We start from the raw sequence: 21,162 nt of genomic DNA, 5'->3' as shown, positions 1-21,162 counted from the left end.
CCCACCATGCTACTTCATGTAACATTTAACACATCCTAGTGCCGTCCTCTTGCCGTCAATGGCTATCCACTTCGTTTTCCAAACGCTCCTTTTAGCTTCCTGCTAAATTCATCCTTTGGTCAGTCCTTTTCAATCGCTCCGCGATTGTACTGCATCCTGGCAGTGTCCTCGTTCTTCCTTGCTTCCCTAGCTCTTGTCCCTTTGCTTCCTGCTAAGCATCTTGCTTTGTTGCCATAATCCTAATCCTTGGCATCAGTTCAATCATTGAACCTGTGTCTTACTGACATTGTTAAGTTTAGAGAAACGAGGAATTCTTGATAGGCATAAAAAGTAATTTTTTCCATGTCACAAAAAAGACAAAAACAATAAACCCTTTAAAATCACTAAGATGAACGATTTTAGGTACAAAAATAACAGCATTAAACTGACAATGCGCACAGCAATGTAAGACTTATCTCACATTGCTATTTCCAAAACGTCCTTTCATCAATTTGCAGCTTTAAACATCAAATCTCCTTCGACTTGATTAAAACTAAGACCCTTGAATACGTCAAACCCTTCAGAGCTAAAAAATTCACGTTGCTCAGGGCGGGTAACAAATACTGCTAACCCGCTTGCTTGATTGCTTGATTCAACTAAATCATTAAGACCACGAAGCAAATAGCGCCCTAAGCCTTGCCCCTGAAAGTGTGGGTCAACGGCAATGAAGGCTAAAAACAAATAATGACCTTTGCTCGAAAGAGCTTCACGGATAGTGCGCTCTTTTTCTATAAGCTGATTTGTCTGTAAATAGCCTGCACTGAGCATCAACTTTAAGCGCCAATGCCAATATCGTTCAGCTTGTAGTTCACTTGCAGAATCAAATACACAAGCAATCGCTTTTAATCTACTTTGCGAGTAAAGGCCTATTAATGGCTGTTTTTCTTGCCAAAAACTTGCCAGCTCTTCACGCACCAAAGCACGTAATTTAGTTTCATATTTACTTGGGCTATCTTTTTGAAAACCTAGTACATTCTGAAGAACAGGGTCATCATGATAAGCCTGATAAATAAGGCTTGCAGCAGTGCTAATATCTTCAGCACTTAGGTATTGCACACTTAAGGTTTCGGGTTCAGCAACTGTCAAAATACTCATCCTTTTATTTGTTTTATTATTTTAGTACTAGACTATAAGGTATATACCCTACTGCGATTAAAGACAAATTCAGCGTAAGTTAAACTGCTGTTCATCATCATTAAGTTCAAGCAGTAATAATTATCGCCATACACAAGGAGCAGAACTATGGATACGGCAAAACATGACATTTCGACACTATTTGCACAACTTGGTTTGCCAAGCAAAGAAAGTGAAATAGATGCTTTTATAGCATCACATCAACTGTCTGATACGACCCTATTGCAGGAGGCACCTTTTTGGGATGAAGCTCAGCAACACTTTTTAGCAGAATCACTTGCTGAAGATGGTGCTTGGAGTGAAGTGATTGATGAATTAGATGCAAGGTTACGCCAGTAACTCCAGCTAACTTATTTACGAGCTCGAATTACAATTTTTAGCTCGTAAATAAGGAAAGTAATTTCACTCCACATCTATTATTGCTACCATACGCATGCACTGCAGCCCATATACTGCGGTGCTTTTTAGTCTTTATTAAAGAGTTAACACAAAAATGAATGCCGTTGTATTTGATGCAATTAAAACCCTTCTTGATGAAGGTAAAACCCCGACAGTTGCCTTAACCAAAAGTAAGCTAACTCAACCAATGCCGATGCCTGTGATCATCGCAGCTGTTAGCCAATATAAAAACAACCCGGATTCAATTAATAATTTCATAAATAACCCGTCGAATGAACAACTAATTACACCAAAAGAAAGTCAATTGGATCGTATAGAAGCTAAATTGGATAAGTTATTAGCACTGCTTGAGAAGAAATAATGTTTGTTGTCGATCTGACTTTTGATTGCTACCAAGATACTACCTTAGAACTTGCTGAGCAGGCGATAAATCGCCTGGTCAATGCACTTCGTTTTAACGGCCAAATTATTGGTGACGAATTTCCAACCGTTTTAAAGGATGGATTTTTTATTACCCGAGTGATGTGCCCAACCGAAGATGCAATGCATCCACTCAATCATAGCCCGTTTGTAAAGCACAGTATTGAGCAATTAAACACTGCAGGATTACTAGCACCAAAAGTTAAAGTGGTCGGCCAAGACATTCACTCAAATGGCGCAGACATGTGTAATGACCCCTCATGCTATATTTTATATACCACTTATGTTCACACCTGCAGCCCTCTTTATTGCGGTGATGACTTTTTACCTGTACCGTTATTTCGTATTCCGGCGATTGCCAATGGCGATTACAAAACACTGATAAAATGGCAAGAAGACTGGCAAGCATGCGATCAAATTCAGATTAATGGTGCTACCCGTTGTGAATTTTCTGCTCTTGAAGAGCTGACTAGCATCAACAGTGACTTATATCGCCGTGGTCGCGATATCACTAAGCGTATTAGTTACTTAACAAAGAAGCCGGTTTATTATTATTTATATCGTGTTGGCGGAGTGGATAAAGAGTCAGAGCTAAAACGTCGCTGCCCAAGCTGTGATGGCGACTGGAAATTATCTGAACCTTGGTTTGGTTTATTTGATTTTTGTTGTGAGCCTTGCGGTATTGTTTCTAATATCTCGTGGGATTTTCAATAACTTGCTTTCAAACACAAAAAAGGGGCGATAGCCCCTTTTTAACCAAACGGTTAAACCGTTACTTTATCTAAAAATTCACTAATGCTATTTGCTAACACATGATGTGGTTTCTTACCTACGTATTCTAAGCAAACCTCACCGCTTTCTACTAGCACAGTAATAAGTAAATCATCTTGTTCTGTCAGGCCAATAAACACCGTTTCTGGTTGCTTTAACTTACGCTTCATCAGCACGTGACCGGTAATATTTTGCTGTAAGCGGCTAAAATCATCTTCATTCCATGCTTGGAGCAGTTCAATGTGATGATCATCAACACTCAATAACAAATTACCCGCATATAAATGACCAAACAATGGGTTTAAGTCATCAGGAAAAGATAACTCAAGCGCTTTGGCTAAGTCATCTAAACTTCCGGCAGGTTGCTGTGGGACTGCACACCACTGAATAAGACCCTGCTCATCAACCTCGCCCTGCTCACATGGACTTGGCCATGCTGTATCATGTTCAATAACAGGAAGCTTTCCTGTGCGTTCTAGGCATTTTTCACTAAATGCTTGATGTAACTTATCTAATTTTGTAGAAACAGACATACTGCGAAACTCATTGGCTTTAGGTATAATGCCTCCATTGTAACTACAAAAGTGTAAAGATGACAGATTACAGCAACTCACCCGAACTGAAAAACAGTGTTCTTGGTAAAAGCACAGAGTACGTAGATACCTATACACCAAGCTTATTGTTTCCTATTGCCCGCAAACTAAACCGTGATGCATTAGGGGTTAGCGAAGATAACTTACCATTTAAAGGTCAAGATATTTGGACTGGCTATGAATTATCGTGGCTAAATAGCAAGGGTAAGCCTATGGTCGCTGTGGCAATATTTGTATTTCCTTGCCAAAGCAGTCACATCATTGAGTCAAAATCATTCAAGCTATATCTGAATAGTTTTAATCAGACACGTTTTGCAGCTATTGAAGATGTACACCACGCGCTTAGTAAAGACTTGTCAGAGGCCGTGAATGCGCCTGTTACGGTTAATTTATACCAAGCAGACGATTTCAACTGTTTACCATTTACAGCGTTACCGGGAGAATGTATCGATGACCTTGATATCGAAATTACGAGCTATGATATTGATGCAAGCTCACTTCGCCACCATGGTGATGACATTGTCTCAGAAACACTACACAGCCATTTACTAAAATCGAACTGTTTGATCACCTCACAGCCAGATTGGGCTAGTGTGATTATTCGTTATAAAGGCCAAGCTATTTGCCATGAAGCCTTATTAAAATATTTGATTTCGTTTCGTACTCATAACGAATTTCATGAGCAATGCGTAGAGCGTATTTACTGTGATTTAATGCAACAGCTAAATCTCGAAGAGCTTGAAGTATATGCCCGCTATACACGCCGAGGCGGTTTAGATATCAATCCTTATCGCTCAACGAATCAAGACGAAACACCATTCAAAGTGAAGATTAATCGCCAATAAATCCTTATTAGCAATAAAAAACCGAGTTACAAACTCGGTTTTTTATGTCTGGCACCTACTGAATGCCATTATTCGCCTTTAAAAATACCCACATAAGTTGGTGATGTATTTGATTTACTCGCACGATACATTCCGGCAGTGTTAAACGGCAAACTAATATTACCTTTGGTATCAATGATGATCACTCCACCAGTACCACCCACTGGCATTAAAACATCATGGATCACTTCGTTACCTGCTTCAACAATAGTTTTACCTTGGTATTTTACGCGAGCACAAATGTCTGCTGCCACATTGTAACGAATGAAATACTCACCATGGCCGGTTGCAGATACTGCACATGATTCGTTCTCAGCAAAAGTACCTGCACCAATTACTGGTGCGTCGCCTACTCTGCCAAAGCGTTTTGCCGTCATACCACCGGTTGAAGTACCTGCAGCAATATTGCCGTTTTTATCAAGTGCAACCGCACCTACCGTACCCATTTTATAATTAACTGGTAGCGCTTTGTGTGCTGCTTGGTAATCTTTGCTCGTTACTTTTTGTTTATCGAGTTTTTCTTTCGCTTTTAATAACGCTTTGTAGCGATTTTCTGTATCGAATAGGTTGTTTTCAACCAGCGGCATACCTTGCGTTTTTGCAAACTCTTCTGCACCTTGACCACTGAGCATGACATGCACTGATTTTTCCATCACTAGGCGAGCAAGATTGATGGGGTTTTCAATATGTTTAACCCCAGCAACAGCACCTGCTTGGCGCGTACGGCCATCCATAATTGATGCGTCAAGCTCATGGGCACCATCATAGGTATATACAGCACCGCGACCGGCGTTAAAATACGGAGAGTTCTCAAGTACATTAATTGCCGCGGTGATGGCATCTAGGCTCTCGCCGCCTTTTTCAAGCACGGTATAGCCTGTTTCTACTGCTTCTTTTAATTTTGCGCGATAAGCTTTTTCTTGCTCTGGAGTAAAGCGGCTCTTTTCAATCGTCCCTGCACCACCATGAATGGCAATAGCAAAGGGCTGCTCGGCACTGTGACTTAAGGTACTTAATGATAATGCGCTAAGCGCAATGGCTGAGGTGAGTAATGTTTTTAGCATAGGGGCACTTATATTTCTTTTAGTTGTAAGCCCAATGTGAATAATTCGGCGCTGCTTTTCAAGCATTAACCGATGAAAGAAACAAAAAAAGCGCCTAATGGCGCTTTTTCTTTAGCAGTTTAAAATTAAGCTTTTGCTGCTTTTAAACGTGCTAAACGAGCTACTTGGTGAGTAGACGTTAAGAAAGAGTAGATAGGTGCTAAATAGCCACGTTTACGAAGATCTAAGAACTCTTCATCGCTTAGTGAGTTAAGTTTTTTCTCATCAACAAGGTAAATACCGTTGATGTCTTTTTTCTCACCTTTGATTTCTACAGTTAGCGTTTGTGCAACAAGTAGTTCTTTATCTGCAAGGTATTTAGTGAATGCTTCAGTTACCTGAGAAAACTCAATGAAAGAAACAAGTGCTTCTTTACGACGCTTAAGGTATTCAGTTTCTTCACCGTTTTCGAAAAGTGCGTTACCCGTTTCTTCGCTTACAAGCGGGCTTGCTTCGTCGATTACAATACCAAACTGATCAGCTTCTGGGTGCTTAACAAGACCAAGAGGGTAACGAGTCATAGACATAGGTGCAAATGCAGCTGTCCATTTATCATCTTGAATGAAAAGGTTTTCGCCTGGCTCTAGACCAAATAAAGCAACTGCTTGGAATTGGCCTGATTCGTTGTTTTTAACAAATGCCATTGGGAATTCATTTGCCATGCGTGCAAATTCGTGTGCAACCACAGGTACTAAGTGCTGAGTTTTCATGAACTCAATGTTGATGCCATTTTGAACTTTAATGTTGGCATGTTTTTCGTTATGTAAAGGCTGTACTTGTTGCTCCGCCATGATACTGCTCCATTAATTTTATATATGTTTTTGCTGTTAGTGCCCAAAGCCTATAGGTTTTGGCAACAAAAAGGAAGTGAAAATTTTGTGGCAGTTTGTACATTATAAATTAACAAATTTAGCTACCTTATCAATTAACCTTAAACGGCGAAAAAACAAACTATAACCACGCAAATATTATCACTCATAAGCCACTATTTTTGTTAGTATATTCAATAATTATGGAATGAGTGAGACAAACAATGGAAGGCTATCAATTAAATAAAGACTATAAAGTAAGCAGTGTATTCATTACTGAAATTAATGAAACAGTGATCATTATTGATGACTTTTTAAAATACCTAGAGCCAGTTTATCACTTTGCCGCAAATACTGCGTACTTTCAGCCTCTTGGTAGTGATGGAACACTCTACCCAGGCAAGCGTGATGAAATGCCAGCCCCCTATTATCGTGCTTTTGAGCAGTTAATTAGCGAGCTTTTAGAGCATGGAACTATTACAAGTGGTAAAAACAATTTATATCTCCATCGCTGCAAACTTTCACTAGTTACTCAAAATGCAAATGAATTAAATACGTTGCAGCGTATGCCACATATTGATTCAACCGATGATAAAACATTTGCAGCTGTGCATTATTTGTCTCCAAAAGAATGGGGTGGCACAGGGATATACAAATACTTACCCGATAACATTATTAAAGTGACAGCCGATAATCAAAATAGTGTGCATCAAATGATTGCTGATACAGAAAAACACAGCGCAACTCATCAAGGTTACTTAAATGAAACAACAGAGCTTTTTGAAAAAGTGATTAATATAGAAGCCAAAGTGAATAGACTAGTAATTTATAAGAGTAACTTACTGCATAGCGCAGCTCTTTTTAATACCAAAAAGTATAGTAATGACATAAACAACAGCCGATTATCTGTCTCTTCTTTTTTTAGAATAGAATGAACTGGCTAGCTTTGATAGCCAGATCATCTAAGTGAAATTTAGTACTTCTGTAAGCCAAATTTCTTTATTTTATCTAACAGCTCCCTGTGCTCAGGTAGCTCATTCAATAACTGCTTTATGCGTTGCTGTTTAAATTCAGCAACTTGTTGATTGTCGCTCTGCTTGGTTTGCTGCCTTGCCGGTACATAATGCATACCAAACAGTACATATAAGTAGTTTTCTAAGTCAAATAAATCGAACTTACTGGCAAAGTCTTCTCGTACCGGTGTAAAGCGCTGCCAGCGTGCTAGGTTACTTTTTAGTTTTTCTGATAACTGGTCGGTTTTTTTGTTATCACGCCAAAAGGCCGAGTCAGTTCTATCCGAAATACAGTAATGCATTTTTATAAAATCAAAGGTTTGTTGCCATACATAATTAACATGCTGATTGTAATCATCAGCAACTAAGTTAATATCATCTCGGGTACGAGGAAAGCGTTTGGCTAATAAACCCGCAGAAAAATCTGCAATTAAAATGGCTGTGGCTTCAAGTGGCTCAACAAACCCTTGCGACAATCCTACGGCGACACAGTTTTTGTGCCACATTTTTTCTCTGTGCCCTACTTTCATCGGGATCTTTCTTGGCGTTAAGTGCTCAAATTTGTTACCTAAGTAACGATGTAACTTTTCATGAGCTTGTTCGTCGCTCATATACTTAGATGAATAAACAAAACCCACTCCCCTTCGCTCTGTAAGCGCAATATCCCAAATCCACCCTGCTTGATGTGCCGTTGCAATTGTGTAGGGCGGTATTTCATCATCGCTTTGTGTAGGCACTTGCAATGTGATTGCAGTATCAGTTAATAAGCTATCTGATTTATCAACAAAACCAACTCCCAGCTTTTGTCCTATAAAGGCAGCCGAAAAACCAGAGCAATCGATAATAAAGTCAAATTGCAAGGCAGTACCTTCTGAGTCGATTAGGTGTGTAATGAAGCCATGCTCATCACAGGTGACATCTTTAATTTCTGCAAACAGGTGTTTAACAGCAAAATGTTGCGTGGCATGACTTCCTAAGAATGCAGCAAACTTTTTAGCATCAAAATGATAGGCATAACCGTTGACACCGGCATATTGTGGAGTCGCAATTGTTTTTGGTGCTAAATTATTTTCACAGCACGCATGCTGCTTAGAAACAAACTCAGCGTAATCATTACCGCTACCTTCAGCAAGCCACTGCTGTGTTAACTGCTCACCAAAAATATGTGGGTGATCAAATAAATGATGGTAAAAGTTAGCACCATGTTTGTGTTTATCTAGCCAATTTACAAACTTGATTGACTGCTTAAAAGTAACATCACATTCATTGATAAAGTCACTTTCACTGATACCAAACTTTTGTAAAGAGTTACGCATCGAAGGAACTGTACCCTCACCAACCCCGATGCTGGCAATATTAGGTGACTCGATTAATGTAATTTCAATGCCACTTTGTAACAGTGCATGACCTAAATGGTTAGCAGCTAACCAACCTGCGGTCCCGCCACCAACAATTGCGATTTTTTTTATCATTTATACTCGCCCACTTTTTATACCAATTCGCTTAATTAAATGGTCTATTTTGAGGCAATAAAACCTCGTTGATAACAAGGCAAAAATTTCGTTATTTAGTTGTTCTAAATCAGAAATTTTTAACGCAGGTAGCGATAGGTTTAATCCCTCAAAATAACTAAGTATTATTGCGGATTGGTATTACTCACAAAAAAGCCCAGTACGAGCTGGGCTTTCTTAATTTCGTTATCTAAATCAAATTAGAAACGTAGTGATACACCTAGCTTGTAGCGTGCTTCACCTTCAAAGCTCCAAGCTGGGTAGCCGTTACGAAGCTCTGGAACAACTTCTGCATCTGAAGGAGCAACACCGATTTGTACGCTATCTTCTTCCGTTAAGTTAACAGCTTCAAACGTTACGTCAATATTATCAGTTACGCTGTAGTTAGCACTGAAATCAAGTGTACCGTATGATTGGTGCTCACGGTTACCGTAGAAGCCTGGAAGCTCACGGATCATGTACTCTGAACGCCAGTTATAAGCTAAACGAGCTGAGTAAGTATCTGTTTCATAGTAACCCACAAGATTCACAGTATGCTTAGACGAATCTGAGAATAATGGGATCATATCTGGGTAGTTTTCAGCTTCTGATGGTGCATCAACAAATGTGTAGTTTGCTGAGTAACCAAAGCCACTATCAAAGCCATCTTGAATTTGTAGCTCGATACCTTCGATTTGACCACCACTTGCATTTAGCTTAGTAGATAGAGTCCAGTTATCACCTTGAGTATCAGGGTCCACGACACCAATTTGTTGATTTAAGATTTGGCTTGAGGTAACAAATGATGTGATGTCTTTGAAGAAGTAAGTTGCACTTACCATACCATCACCATCAAAGTACCACTCAATACCTAAATCAGCTTGAGTTGCTTTGAATGGGTTAAGACCAACGTTACCTTTAGTTAGTACCTCATTATTTGCTGTACCATCAGCGTAACCTGCAAAAGATGATGCAGAGAACATATCAGTGTAGTTAGGACGTGCAATAACTTGTGCTGCAGAGGTACGTAAAATAACATCTTCAGCTAAATCAAATGCGATATTGATGCTAGGTAATACGTCGTTGTAGCTTGCTTTATCAGTGCTAAGTGAACTCTCGTACTCACCGTTTGCAAAACCGTAGTAATCTGACTCTGCATCTGTTGAGATATAACGTAAACCGAAGTTACCGCGGATAGATTCTGCAGAGAATTCAGCCATTGCGTAAACTGCAAAGTTTTCTTCTTCGATTGTACCGTAACCTGAACGATATACAGCTGAATCATTATCGAAGCTTGAAATTGCAGCACGTGCATCAGCTACCATCTTGTCAAAATCTGGCTCTGGTAAAGTGAAACCAGCACCTGATGACATAGTACCTGAGTAGTAAGTCTCACCATCGCCACTAGGTAATGTATCAACTAAAGTAGTTGAGTAAGTTTCTTGTTTTACTTCGTGATCTGCCCAACGGAAACCTGTTTTGATTGCAGTAATAGCACCAAAGTCTACAGGGAAAGATAGATCAACCTGTGCATAAGTTTCTTCATCTGTGTTAGGTTGTTTTTTCAGAGCCCAACCAGCTGGAGATAATGGACCTGCAAAGTCTGATGGTTCAAAGTACTTGTTATTAATATCAATTTTTATCACATCGCCAGTTGCATCATAAGTACCAGCATAATCAGATGGAACACCAATGAAGTTACCGTAGTTTGCAGTTAGGTCTGTACCACCTTCTGATTCAGTTGTACCGAAACGACCTTTTAATGTGAAATTTTCACCTTCGTATTTAAGGCTGAAATCAGCTGTGTCAGATGACATGCTTGCAATACGTGCCCAAGTTTGAGTCCAACCCGGGTTTGCACCTTCACCAGTACGACGGTAGAAAGTACATGTACCAGATGCATTTGTTTGCTCACATGCAGCTTCTTTGTCGTCTGGGAACATCACGAAGTTTGAGGTGTTTGCATTGTTTGCATCTAACTCAAGGCTCATAATGTTTAAGCCTAACTCTAGGTTTTCTGTAGGACGATATTGGAAAGTTGCATTTAGTGCAGTACGCTCACGTTCTTGTTGGAACGTAGTAGGCACAATATCACCCCAGCCGATAAGTGACTCAATACCGTTACGTTGATAATTTGTTTCTGCCCAAGATACTGAACCTAGTAAACCGAATGTTTCCTCATCATTTTTCCAGCTAAACAAACCAGAAACTTGAGGATCTGTTTCTTCAGAGATTGTGCCGTAATCGCCTTTTACACTTAAGAAAGTCGTACCAGCGTCAAGATCAAGCGGCTTACGAGTGTTAACGATAACCGTACCACCAACACCACCTTCTACAACGTCAGCTTGAGAAGATTTATAAACTTGGATTTCACCAACTAGTTCAGGTGGTAAAAGTGTGTAGTTGAAACTACGGTCGATTGATTGTTGGTCATACCAACCTGTTGATGCAACAGTTTGACCGTTTAAAAGTGTGCGTGTTAATTGGCTTGAAGCACCACGAATCGACACTTGTTGGCCTTGACCGAATTGACGATTAACTGCAACACCTGAAATACGACCAAGTGCTTCACCTACATCGCCATCAGGAAACTTACCAATATCTTCAGCAGAAACAGCATCGACAACGCTGTCAGCAAAGCGCTTAGTATTCATTGAAGCTTCAAGTGAACGGCGAATACCGCGGACTTCAATTACTTCAACATCTTCTTGAACTTTAGTTTCTTCTGCTGCGTATGCAGCACCAGTGAACCCAGCACTCATTACGAGGCCGATATTAACTGCTAATAAGCTTTTCTTAAAATTTTTAGCTAACACAGGATTCCCCTTGAATCATTTTGTTGGTTTTTTATATCACTTCTGCCCAGTGATGATGACAACGCTGTCATCCAGTAACAAACCATACACTCTAAATTACATTTGTGCTACATCTTTTTGGTTGATTTGTGCAAAAAATTTACAACAAAATAATCAAGTTATTGATATAACTAATGTTTAATATTGAGTTTTTAAGAATTGTTACAAATAAACGGCGCAAATATAGCATGACTGTTATCGCAGATGAAAAGACCTGAGGAGTGAGATTTTGACAATAACTAAAAATAACATCTATTTTTGTAAGCTTTAGTTTCCACTGAGCAATTATTAACCATAACTAAAAGTTATATAAAACCTTTTAACTAACAATAAATTAGCTTAATAAACTTGCTTGTTTCCAAAAGCATGCTGTCATGGACAAATTTTTTTAACTTTTTCTGGGCAGAATGAGCTAAAGGAATAATGAGAATAAAAATCAATAACAATGACAGCGTTGTCATTTTTAATTATATAGAGCCCTTTTGTTCTTGTCTAACACTTTATAGCGTTATTTAAAGAAAGCGTATTGATTCAAATGAATCACAAAAAGTGATTATTTAAAAACAAAAAAGCGAGCATAACAGCTCGCTTTTAAAGTTAGGTTTAATCTGCTTTTAAGGGGCCCAATAAACTTCAATATTGATATGTGGATGATTCAATACTGCACGTAAAGGCATATCAGCAACTGCCCCTCCCTCTTTCGCTTGCTTATAAACAGCCAGTTTTTCTTCACCGCTAATTAAAAGCTTCACTACTTTAGAATCTGCGATAGCAGATAAAGTTAACGTCATACGCTCGGTGATTTTACCAGTCACATCACTTTCAATAGCGTTAATTGCACATACTAAATCATCTGTCGCAAGGCCGTGTTCTAGACCTTCAGCATGAGGGAAAAGAGAAGCCGTATGACCATCAGGACCCATGCCTAAAATTGTCACATCAAAAGGACGCTTTAATGCTTTGTATGCAGCTTCACATTCAGCTACACCGTTTTGTGCCGTTAATGCGTCATTTTTCATTGTTACAAAATTAGCTGCAGCGCCATGGTTTTGTAATAGCGTGCTTTTGATAAAAGCTTCATTACTTTTTTCATGATCAGCATCAACCCAACGCTCATCAACCATAGCAACATCAATGTTTGCCCAGTCAAGGTCAAGGTTTGATAAGTGTTTATAAGCAGGTGCTGGCGATGAGCCACCCGATACCATCAGTACCGCGCGACCATCTTCTTTAATACCTGCAACAAGGCTTTGCTCAAGGCTTGAAGAAAGCTCAGCTGTTAATTCGTCTTTGTTTGCAAAGAATTTTTCAACAATTGTTGCCATCTTAATTACGCCTTATCGCCTGTGTTAAACCATACATGGTTGTTTTCTTCTAACAATTCATCAGCATCTTCTGGGCCCCATGTACCTGCACGGTATAAAGATGGTGCACCTTTTTCTTGCCAACGTTCAATGATTGGGTCGATCCACTTCCATGCCTGACGAACTTCATCACGGTGAATAAACAGTGATGGATTATTTGCAGCTGCATCTAACATTAAGCGCTTATAAGCATCAGAATGGAAACCATTACTGTATGCCTGTGATAACTCAATGTTCATCGTCACTGGTTCTAATTGCATCTCAAGATTATCAAGGCGCTTAGACATCAGTGTTAATTGAATTGTTTCTTCAGGTTGTAGGCGAATAACAAGACGATTTGGCTCAATATTACCTACATTGTCTGTATAAACATTGTGTGAAACTTTTTTGTATTCAACAACGATTTCAGCACAACGCTTTTTCATACGTTTACCAGTACGTAGGTAGAAAGGCACGCCAGCCCAACGCCAGTTGTCGATATGCGCACGAATAGCAACGAAAGTTTCTGTTTTACTTGCGCCTTCGTTTAGCTCTTCTAAATAACCAGGGACGATTTTACCGTCTAAGTTACCTGGCACATACTGACCACGTACAATGTTCGCATCCACATCTTCAGCCACTAACGGACGTAACGACTCAAGTACTTTCAGTTTTTCCGTGCGGATACTGTTAGCATTTAATTTGTTTGGTGATTCCATCGCTACTAGGCAAAGTAATTGTAGCAAGTGGTTTTGTACCATATCACGTAATGCACCCGCTTTATCGTAGAAACCAGCGCGGCTTTCTAAACCAACAGTTTCCGATAGGCTGATTTGGATGTTATCGATTGATTTAGCATCCCACAGGTTTTCAAACAGTGAGTTTGAAAAACGCAATGCCATTAGGTTTTGTACAGTTTCTTTACCTAAATAGTGGTCAATGCGGAAAATTTGTTCTTCACTAAAGTACTCTGCAATTTTCGCATTAATGGCTTCAGCTGATTCACCACAGTAACCAATTGGTTTTTCAACAACAACACGTGATGTTTCTGTGATCAGGCCTTTCTTAGATAAGATTTCACAGCAGCTACCGTATACTGCAGGCGGTAATGAAAGGTAAAAAACACGAGACTTATCAGCGTCGTGTTCATTAAGGATATCTCTTAGTTTATCCCAGTCATCATCTGCTTCAGTCACATTTGATACAACTGGCACAAGGTAAGCAGAAAAAGCTTTCCAATCTTTTGCGTTGTATTCACCTTTACCTAAAAAGTCCTGTAAGGCTTTGTGCGCTGTTTCGATATATTCTTTACGTTTGCTTTCTTCGCGTACCGTAGGCAGGATACGAGAACCTTGAGGAAGGTTGCCCTCTTGATAAGCGCGATACATTGCAGGAAGTAATTTGCGTAGCGCAAGATCACCGCCGCCCCCAAAAATTACGATATCAAATGGATTTAACATATATCACTCTCTACATTGGCAATGCCATGTTAATCGACTCATTCAGTATGGCAGTGCGTGTTGTTATCTGGTTGATTGGCTGTGTTAGATGATCCCTTTAACAAAGCCTGTTGAATTTGTTTGTAAGTAGCTCACTCATTATTCTTATGTTGGCTGAAGTAAATGAGTCTTAGGGGCTCTGTAAATCCTCTCACAAAAATACAGGCCCTAAGAACTCCAGCGCTACCCGTTCAAAGGTATTCTATTTGCAGCAGCAGCTGCGAATCTGTTACTGCTTACGATGTGTCTTATAGTAAGCGATCAGTCCGTTGGTTGAGCTATCGTGTGGATGACTAACTGAGCCATCAAATAGTTCAGCTTCAATTTTCGAGGCAAGTCCTTTACCTAGCTCTACACCCCATTGGTCAAATGAACAGATTTCTAAAATAATGCCTTGGCAGAAAATTTTGTGCTCATAAAGCGCAATTAAACGTCCTACCGTTTTCGCATCAACTTTATCTAATAACATTGACGTTGTTGGGCGATTGCCTTGGTGAATCTTGTGATTCAATAATTCTGCAATTTCTGCTTCAGATTTACCTTTTGCGGTCAAATCAGCAGTGACTTGCTCTGCATCAACACCGGCCATCATCGCTTCGGTTTGTGCAAAGAAGTTTGATAATAAAATATCATGGTGCTTACCAACATTTACTTGCGGCTCAATTGAAGCAATAAAGTCAGCAGGCACAATTACATTACCTTGGTGCAGACATTGGTAAAATGCGTGTTGGCCATTGATACCTGTCATACCCCAAATAATAGGAACCGTCGTATAAGGAACAGTTTCACCAGCAAAAGTAACATGCTTACCGTTACTTTCCATTTCACCTTGCTGTAAATACGCAGGTAACATGTGTAATGCTTGGTCATACGGTAAAATTGCTTGTGCGGTATAACCTAAAAAGCTAGTGTTCCATACACTTAAAAGCGCCATTAACAATGGTACGTTATTTTCAAATTCAGCATTTTTAAAATGCTCATCAATTTCAAACGCACCTTCTAGGATCTCTTCGAACGCGTCGAAGCCTAGGTACAAGGCGATTGGTAATCCTATCGCACTCCATAAAGAAAAGCGACCGCCTACCCAATCCCACATTGTGAATACGTTTTCATCAGCGATACCAAAGGCCGCTGTTTTTTCTAAATTGGTGCTTACAGCAACAAAGTGCTTAGCAATATGCTCTTGAGCTTGGGCTGTTTGTAGAAACCACTCAACAGCCGATTTAGCGTTAGTCATAGTTTCTGAGGTCGTAAACGTTTTAGATGAGATAACAAATAATGTTGTTTCAACGTCTAAACCTTGTAAAACAGATGCAATCTGAACACCATCAACATTAGATACATAGTGAACATTTAATGTGTCATCAGCATAAGCAGCAAGCGCTTCTGTTGCCATTTGCGGACCTAGGTTTGAACCACCCACACCAATTGCAACAACATCTTTCACAGCTTTACCTGTGTAGCCTAACCACTCACCACTGCGCACTTTGCTAACAAACGCTTTCATTTTAGCAAGCTCTGCGTTAACAGCGTCCGTTACATTTTCGCCATCAACCATTACAGCAGTGTTAGCGCGGTTACGTAAAGCAGTATGAAGTACAGCACGGTCTTCAGTAATGTTAATTTTCTCACCACTGAACATTTTGTCTCGCCATGCGCTAATGTCACACTCTTTCGCTAAAGCAATTAATTGTTCAAAAACAGTTTTATTAATTTGTTGTTTCGAGTAATCGAATAATACACCTGGGATCTGAGCAGAGAATTGCTCGAAACGCGTGCTATCTTTGGCAAATAAATCTTTAAGATGAATTTGTTTCATCTTTTTGGCACTTTCAGATAGTGCTTGCCAACTAGCTAATTGCGAACGGCTGCTCATATATATAATCCCCTAAAAACTTGCAACAAACTGATTTTTAAATATCTTTTTATTAATGTTGAATAAAGACAGCAATAAAAAATAAGATGAAAATTAACACTAAGTCAAAATGACAACGCTGTCAATGCTCTACTTTTACATTTTATAGTCGAGATAATAGCGCAATTTTTCTCTTTTGACACCGGTATCATAAAAATTATCTCAATTATTTTACTGCTAATTTAGTAGAACATTAGATACACTAACTAACTTATATTAAATATTAATGTACCTATTAAGAAAAAGCGCTCTAGCGAACACTTTTCAATATTATTATAATACAAATATAACTAACTATAAAGTAACAGTATGAAAGTAACCATAAATGATGTAGCCAAGCTCGCTGGTGTTTCAATGAAAACAGTCTCGCGAGTGATCAATAAAGAGCCATCGGTCAGAAAAAAAACTTACGACATAGTGATGGACGCTGTTAACACGTTGAACTATCAACCAAACCTTGCAGCTCGTAACCTAGCAGGCACATCGTCTTTTACTGTTGGTTTAGTTTATGACAACCCGAATGCTTATTATGTCATCGACATGCAAAATGGCGTATTGTCGCGTTGTAAAGAAGAAGGCTATGAACTAGTCATTCACCCTTGTAACTACCTCGATGGCAACATGGAAGAAGACTTCAAAACCATGATAAAGCGCTCTCGTTTGGCTGGTTTAGTGTTAACACCACCCCTATCAGAACAAAGCAGTATCATCGATATGCTTGATGAAATGGGCATTCATTATGTGCGTGTACTCTCCGGTCGCCCTACAGAGGAAGACCAAGACACCTGTATTTATGTAAATGACTACGCGGCTGCGTACGAAATTACCTCTCACTTACTCTCGCTTGGTCATAAAAACATTGGTTTTTTATGCGGCGATAAAGAACATAAATCTACGACTGAACGTTTAGCGGGTTATCAGGCTGCATTAAAAGATCACAGCATCTCATTGAAGGATGAGCTAATCTACGAAGGCCAGTACTCTTTTGAATCAGGTGTTGAAGGTGCAAAAGCATTGCTTGGTGAGAGTAACCCGAAAAGCATCACTGCCCTACTTGGCGGAAACGATGAAATGGCAGCTGGCGCGTTATTCGCCTCACGCTTAATGGGTATTGAAATTCCACAGCAGTTATCAATTACTGGGTTCGAAGATTCTCCATTCTCGCGTCAAACTTGGCCAAAGCTTACCACAGCCCATCAAGCAAATGATGTAATTTCACAGCATGCAGCACGCCTGTTGTTCAGAAAAACCCGTGGTGCACGGAATCAAGATAAAGACATTATCACGACCTTTACCCCATCATTAGTGGTACGTGAAAGTTCAGGCCCCATAACAGCCTAACTTAAACAGCTTACAAAAAAGCCGCTCAATAGCGGCTTTTTTAATGAACGACTTAAATTACCTTTTACAACAACGCTAAACCACCATCTAAGTTATATACCTTTTCAAAACCAAGTTGTGACAGGTTATTTGCTGCTTGCTTTGAGCGGTTACCGCTTCGACAAACCAAGATATAAGTATGCGTTTTATCTAATTGCTCTTCGACGATGGCATTTGCCATACGGCTCAATGGAATGTTGATCACTTTACTATTAGCAACGGAAAATAACTCTGAAAGGTTATTCGCGCCATGTTCATAAGGCTCACGAGTATCAATTATATAAGTAGCTTGAGAGTCAAGCATCGCTTTAGCATCCGCTGCAGTGAGCTGTTTCATAGGTGCGCTTTCAAGGGTTTCAACATAACCACATAAAGAATGACTTGCAGTATGCTTTTGTTCATCAGCTTGATGTTTTAACTCAATAAACTGCGTATCTGATATTTGGTCATTCAATAACTGTGCTAATAGCGGCGTGGTCTCTTTTTGCGCATGCCAATCCATAGCAAAACATTGTTGATAATCATGACCCGAACAAATCACCGTTGAATCTTGTATTGCTATAGCAAGCTGCTTTAATGACTGTGCCATTTGCGCAGCATCGCCGCCACTAATAGCCGTATTACCTAAACCACCCGGTAAGATTAAATCGCCACAGAAGCAATAGCTCACATTACCACTTTGAGTATCTGTTAATAAGTAGCTGGCACTATCTTTACTATGTCCCGGTGTCGCTAATTTAGTTAAGCGTACACCAGTTAATTCGATAGCCTGTGACTCTTTAGGCCAACCAAGTTCATCTATCTCGCTAGCAACATAACGCTCTGCTAGCTCTTTGGTTAACAAACAACGAGCCGATAAACGCTCTTGGTGGTTATGGGTATCTAAAATCGCTTTTACTGTTAGACCTTGTGTCGCAACAATTTTCGCCATACGTGGAATAAGCTCGATGATAGGATCAATCACCACTGCGTTTTTATCGCTATCAACATAAAGCCAGCAGCACGCAGCTTGATGGCGAAGTTGTGTTAAGCCAATCGCACAGACTTCGTGTTGAGGTGATGTACTATCAGACACAACAAGGCAGTTTGCTTCTAGAATCGGTTTTAAAGAACGAATTTTATCGCAAGCAAAGTCAATTTCTTGTTGATTTACAGCAGGGCCAAACGACATACGTATCGCGTTTTCACTTTGCCAATCACTGGCACCCATCGCATCAAGTACAAAACTACGATTTGCGCCTGAGCTACATGCAGAACCGCCACTCACACGGATACCCGCAGCATCAAATAAATCCATCACTTCTTTACTCGTTAATTCATTAACTGCAAAGTTCAACGTTGTTGGCACTGAATGCTCAAAACTGTGGTTAAACGTGATGCTGCCAAAGGTGTCTGTTAGTGCTCCTAATAATTGCTCACGATAAGCATCTAGCTGCTCAATTGGTTTGAATGTTTGGTTTTGTTTATCAAGTAATAACGAGAACAGCTTATTTAAACCGGCAATACCTGGTAAGTTTTCGGTGCCTGATCGCATACCGCTTTCTTGGCCGCCACCAGCAATAAACGGTGTATATGCACTGCCTTCACGAATATAAAGTACGCCAATTCCTTTAGGGGCATACAATTTATGGCCTGAGAATGGGGCGTAATCAATGGTTGTTTGGCTTAGCGCTAAGTTGGTTTTGCCTAAGGCTTGTACGCAGTCTACCATCCAAGCAACATGGGTGTTTTCACTACGAATAACTTGCTCAATAGCGATTAAGTCTTGGAATACACCGGTTTCGTTATTGACCGCCATAGTACAAATCATCAGCGCATTAGCTGCATGTTTGCGAATAAATTCGTGATCTAAAATACCGTTTTTATCAACGGGAATAGCTAACACCTGTGCATTAATATCAAGCACGCTGTTCCAATGTTTTAGGGTATTTGGCACTGCTTTATGTTCTGTTGCCCCATAAAGTAATACCGGGTTCTCAATTGGGTGATTTTTCGCAGCAATAAGCGTTGAAACAACCGCCGTTTGAATACCTTCGGTTGCACCAGAGGTAAATAAAATATCGCCGTCGGTTGCGCCAATTACTTCACGCGCTTTGTTACGCGTTTGCTCTAATAAGTGCTTTGCTTGAATACCAGTAATATGAGAGCTTGATGGGTTACCAAAACATACTCGCATCGTATGCGAAACCACATCGGCAATTTCAGGAAGTACAGGAGTCGTTGCATTCGCATCTAAATAAATTTGCTGATTAGCATCGTCAGGAAGGTAAAAATTTGCCATGTAAAACGCACCATATTACTAAAAGATATATCTTATAACCTATTTTACATTTTTCACGGCTAATTTATAATAATCAATTAGTCAGTAAAGTGCGTTTTCTATACTTTTTAAGACTAAGCTAATTTTCGATTAGTTCAACCTGTTTTGAAGACCATGCATTAATAAGTGCTTTAACCAATGACGCAAGTGGTATCGCGAAAAATACGCCCCAAAACCCCCATAAGCCACCAAAAAACAGCACAGCCACTATGATAAACACAGGGTTTAAATCGACAGCTTCAGAGAACAGCAATGGCACTAAAACGTTGCCATCAAGTGCTTGGATCACGCCATAGATAATTAGAATGGTCCAAAATTGTGTTTCTAAGCCAAATTGGAATAACGCCACCGCTGCCACAGGAATAGTCACCAATGCTGCCCCTACAAATGGAATCAGAACTGATAAGCCAACCAACACACTTAATAAGGCTGCATAACGAAGATCAAGAACTGCAAAGGAGATGAAGGATGCAGTGCCCACAATTAAAATCTCGAATACCTTCCCGCGGATATAATTCATGATTTGCTGATTCATTTCTTGCCACACTTGAATGATCAAACGGCGCTGCTTTGGCAATAATCGCTCAGCACTTTGCGTCAGCTCTAATTTATCTTTAAGCATAAAGAACACTAAGAGCGGCACTAAAATCAGATAAATCAGCCAAGCTGCTACATCTTTAATAGAGGTTAACGATACGGATAACACCAACTGACCAAACTCAATGGCTTTAGTTTCAACACTGGTAACAATTGATTTAACCTGATCTTCAGTAATCAAACTTGGGTAATCTTCAGGAAGGTGTAAAAGCAGTGCTTTACCTTTCTCAATCATATATGGGGTTTCTTGAACTAGATTACTGGTTTGCTGCCAAAGCACAGGCCCCATGCCAACAATAATCATGATCATCAAGCCACTAAATACCAACATAACAAGAATCGTTGCAGTAAAGCGCTTTAAACCCAGCTTTTCTAAATGAGCAACGGGCCAATCTAGTAAATAGGCAATCACCAAGGCAACTAAAACAGGCACGATTAGCGAGCCAAAAAAGTAGAAAAATGCAAAGGTTGCAATAAGCAGTAACAACAAGGTTACTGAATGGGGATCTGAAAATTTATTTTCGTACCAGGCTTTTACATACTCAAACACGAATGGGCTCCACAGTTAGCACACCTAATTCTAGGTCAATTTTAAAAT

General features: G+C 39.8%; 17 protein-coding genes. 6 read left to right on the top strand and 11 right to left on the bottom strand.

What is annotated here, in order from left to right; all coding sequences use genetic code 11:
- Positions 1–486 precede the first annotated feature (486 nt).
- Positions 487–1,134, bottom strand: a complete 648-nt coding sequence (locus tag HYD28_08300) for a GNAT family N-acetyltransferase (protein QLE08978.1) — start codon at positions 1,132–1,134, stop codon at positions 487–489.
- A gap of 147 nt (positions 1,135–1,281) precedes the next feature.
- Between HYD28_08300 and HYD28_08295 the strand changes: the two genes are divergently transcribed.
- From HYD28_08295 to HYD28_08285, 3 genes are all read left to right on the top strand, one after another.
- The gene (locus HYD28_08295) at positions 1,282–1,512 is read left to right on the top strand and encodes a DUF2789 domain-containing protein (protein QLE08977.1); all 231 of its coding nucleotides are present in this window, start codon (positions 1,282–1,284) and stop codon (positions 1,510–1,512) included.
- A gap of 154 nt (positions 1,513–1,666) precedes the next feature.
- Complete coding sequence (locus HYD28_08290) at positions 1,667–1,933, top strand: hypothetical protein (GenBank protein QLE08976.1); 267 nt, start codon at positions 1,667–1,669, stop codon at positions 1,931–1,933.
- The gene (locus tag HYD28_08285) at positions 1,933–2,706 is read left to right on the top strand and encodes a Zn-ribbon-containing protein (protein QLE08975.1); all 774 of its coding nucleotides are present in this window, start codon (positions 1,933–1,935) and stop codon (positions 2,704–2,706) included. The genes HYD28_08290 and HYD28_08285 overlap by 1 nt, the downstream gene beginning before the upstream one ends.
- Before the next feature lie 50 nt (positions 2,707–2,756).
- Here the strand turns inward: HYD28_08285 and syd are convergent, their stop codons facing one another.
- Positions 2,757–3,296, bottom strand: a complete 540-nt coding sequence (gene syd / locus HYD28_08280; GenBank protein ID QLE08974.1) for a SecY-interacting protein — start codon at positions 3,294–3,296, stop codon at positions 2,757–2,759.
- Between the two features lie 59 nt (positions 3,297–3,355).
- Here syd and queF point away from each other — a divergent pair, with 59 nt between their 5' ends.
- Entirely contained in the window at positions 3,356–4,201 is an 846-nt protein-coding gene (gene queF / locus HYD28_08275) for an NADPH-dependent 7-cyano-7-deazaguanine reductase QueF (protein ID QLE08973.1), read from the top strand.
- Positions 4,202–4,269: 68 nt separating this feature from the next.
- Here queF and HYD28_08270 read toward each other — a convergent pair whose 3' ends face one another.
- Both HYD28_08270 and HYD28_08265 read right to left on the bottom strand, forming a co-directional pair.
- Positions 4,270–5,304: an isoaspartyl peptidase/L-asparaginase gene (locus HYD28_08270; GenBank protein ID QLE08972.1), complete on the bottom strand. Its 1,035-nt coding sequence runs from the start codon at positions 5,302–5,304 to the stop codon at positions 4,270–4,272.
- A gap of 125 nt (positions 5,305–5,429) precedes the next feature.
- The gene (locus tag HYD28_08265) at positions 5,430–6,134 is read right to left on the bottom strand and encodes a SapC family protein (protein QLE08971.1); all 705 of its coding nucleotides are present in this window, start codon (positions 6,132–6,134) and stop codon (positions 5,430–5,432) included.
- 230 nt (positions 6,135–6,364) lie between these two features.
- On the opposite strand from HYD28_08265, the gene HYD28_08260 reads away from it, so the two are divergent.
- A complete protein-coding gene (locus tag HYD28_08260; GenBank protein ID QLE08970.1) occupies positions 6,365–7,087 on the top strand; it encodes a hypothetical protein in 723 nt (240 codons plus the stop codon).
- A 38-nt stretch (positions 7,088–7,125) separates the two neighbouring features.
- On the opposite strand, the gene HYD28_08255 is transcribed toward HYD28_08260, so the two are convergent.
- The 5 genes from HYD28_08255 to pgi all read right to left on the bottom strand — a co-directional run bounded on the left by HYD28_08255 (position 7,126) and on the right by pgi (position 16,228).
- On the bottom strand, positions 7,126–8,637 hold the full coding sequence (locus tag HYD28_08255) for a tryptophan 7-halogenase (GenBank protein ID QLE08969.1): 1,512 nt from the start codon (positions 8,635–8,637) through the stop codon (positions 7,126–7,128).
- Positions 8,638–8,876: 239 nt separating this feature from the next.
- Positions 8,877–11,417, bottom strand: a complete 2,541-nt coding sequence (locus HYD28_08250; protein QLE10517.1) for a TonB-dependent receptor — start codon at positions 11,415–11,417, stop codon at positions 8,877–8,879.
- Between the two features lie 707 nt (positions 11,418–12,124).
- Complete coding sequence (pgl, locus tag HYD28_08245; GenBank protein QLE08968.1) at positions 12,125–12,835, bottom strand: 6-phosphogluconolactonase; 711 nt, start codon at positions 12,833–12,835, stop codon at positions 12,125–12,127.
- 5 nt (positions 12,836–12,840) lie between these two features.
- Complete coding sequence (gene zwf / locus HYD28_08240; protein QLE08967.1) at positions 12,841–14,313, bottom strand: glucose-6-phosphate dehydrogenase; 1,473 nt, start codon at positions 14,311–14,313, stop codon at positions 12,841–12,843.
- Positions 14,314–14,581: 268 nt separating this feature from the next.
- On the bottom strand, positions 14,582–16,228 hold the full coding sequence (gene pgi, locus HYD28_08235) for a glucose-6-phosphate isomerase (protein QLE08966.1): 1,647 nt from the start codon (positions 16,226–16,228) through the stop codon (positions 14,582–14,584).
- A 348-nt stretch (positions 16,229–16,576) separates the two neighbouring features.
- Here pgi and HYD28_08230 point away from each other — a divergent pair, with 348 nt between their 5' ends.
- A complete protein-coding gene (locus tag HYD28_08230; protein QLE08965.1) occupies positions 16,577–17,608 on the top strand; it encodes a LacI family DNA-binding transcriptional regulator in 1,032 nt (343 codons plus the stop codon).
- A gap of 64 nt (positions 17,609–17,672) precedes the next feature.
- On the opposite strand, the gene HYD28_08225 is transcribed toward HYD28_08230, so the two are convergent.
- Together HYD28_08225 and HYD28_08220 are read right to left on the bottom strand one after the other, a co-directional pair.
- Positions 17,673–19,928, bottom strand: coding sequence for an aminotransferase class V-fold PLP-dependent enzyme (locus HYD28_08225; GenBank protein ID QLE08964.1), 2,256 nt, complete (start codon positions 19,926–19,928; stop codon positions 17,673–17,675).
- A 118-nt stretch (positions 19,929–20,046) separates the two neighbouring features.
- Positions 20,047–21,114, bottom strand: coding sequence for an AI-2E family transporter (locus HYD28_08220; GenBank protein QLE08963.1), 1,068 nt, complete (start codon positions 21,112–21,114; stop codon positions 20,047–20,049).
- Positions 21,115–21,162: the final 48 nt, after the last annotated feature.

The organism is Pseudoalteromonas shioyasakiensis (assembly GCA_013391845.1).
In the GTDB taxonomy this organism is placed as follows: Bacteria; Pseudomonadota; Gammaproteobacteria; order Enterobacterales; family Alteromonadaceae; genus Pseudoalteromonas; species Pseudoalteromonas apostichopi.
This window is presented reverse-complemented; position numbering and strand designations above follow the sequence as displayed.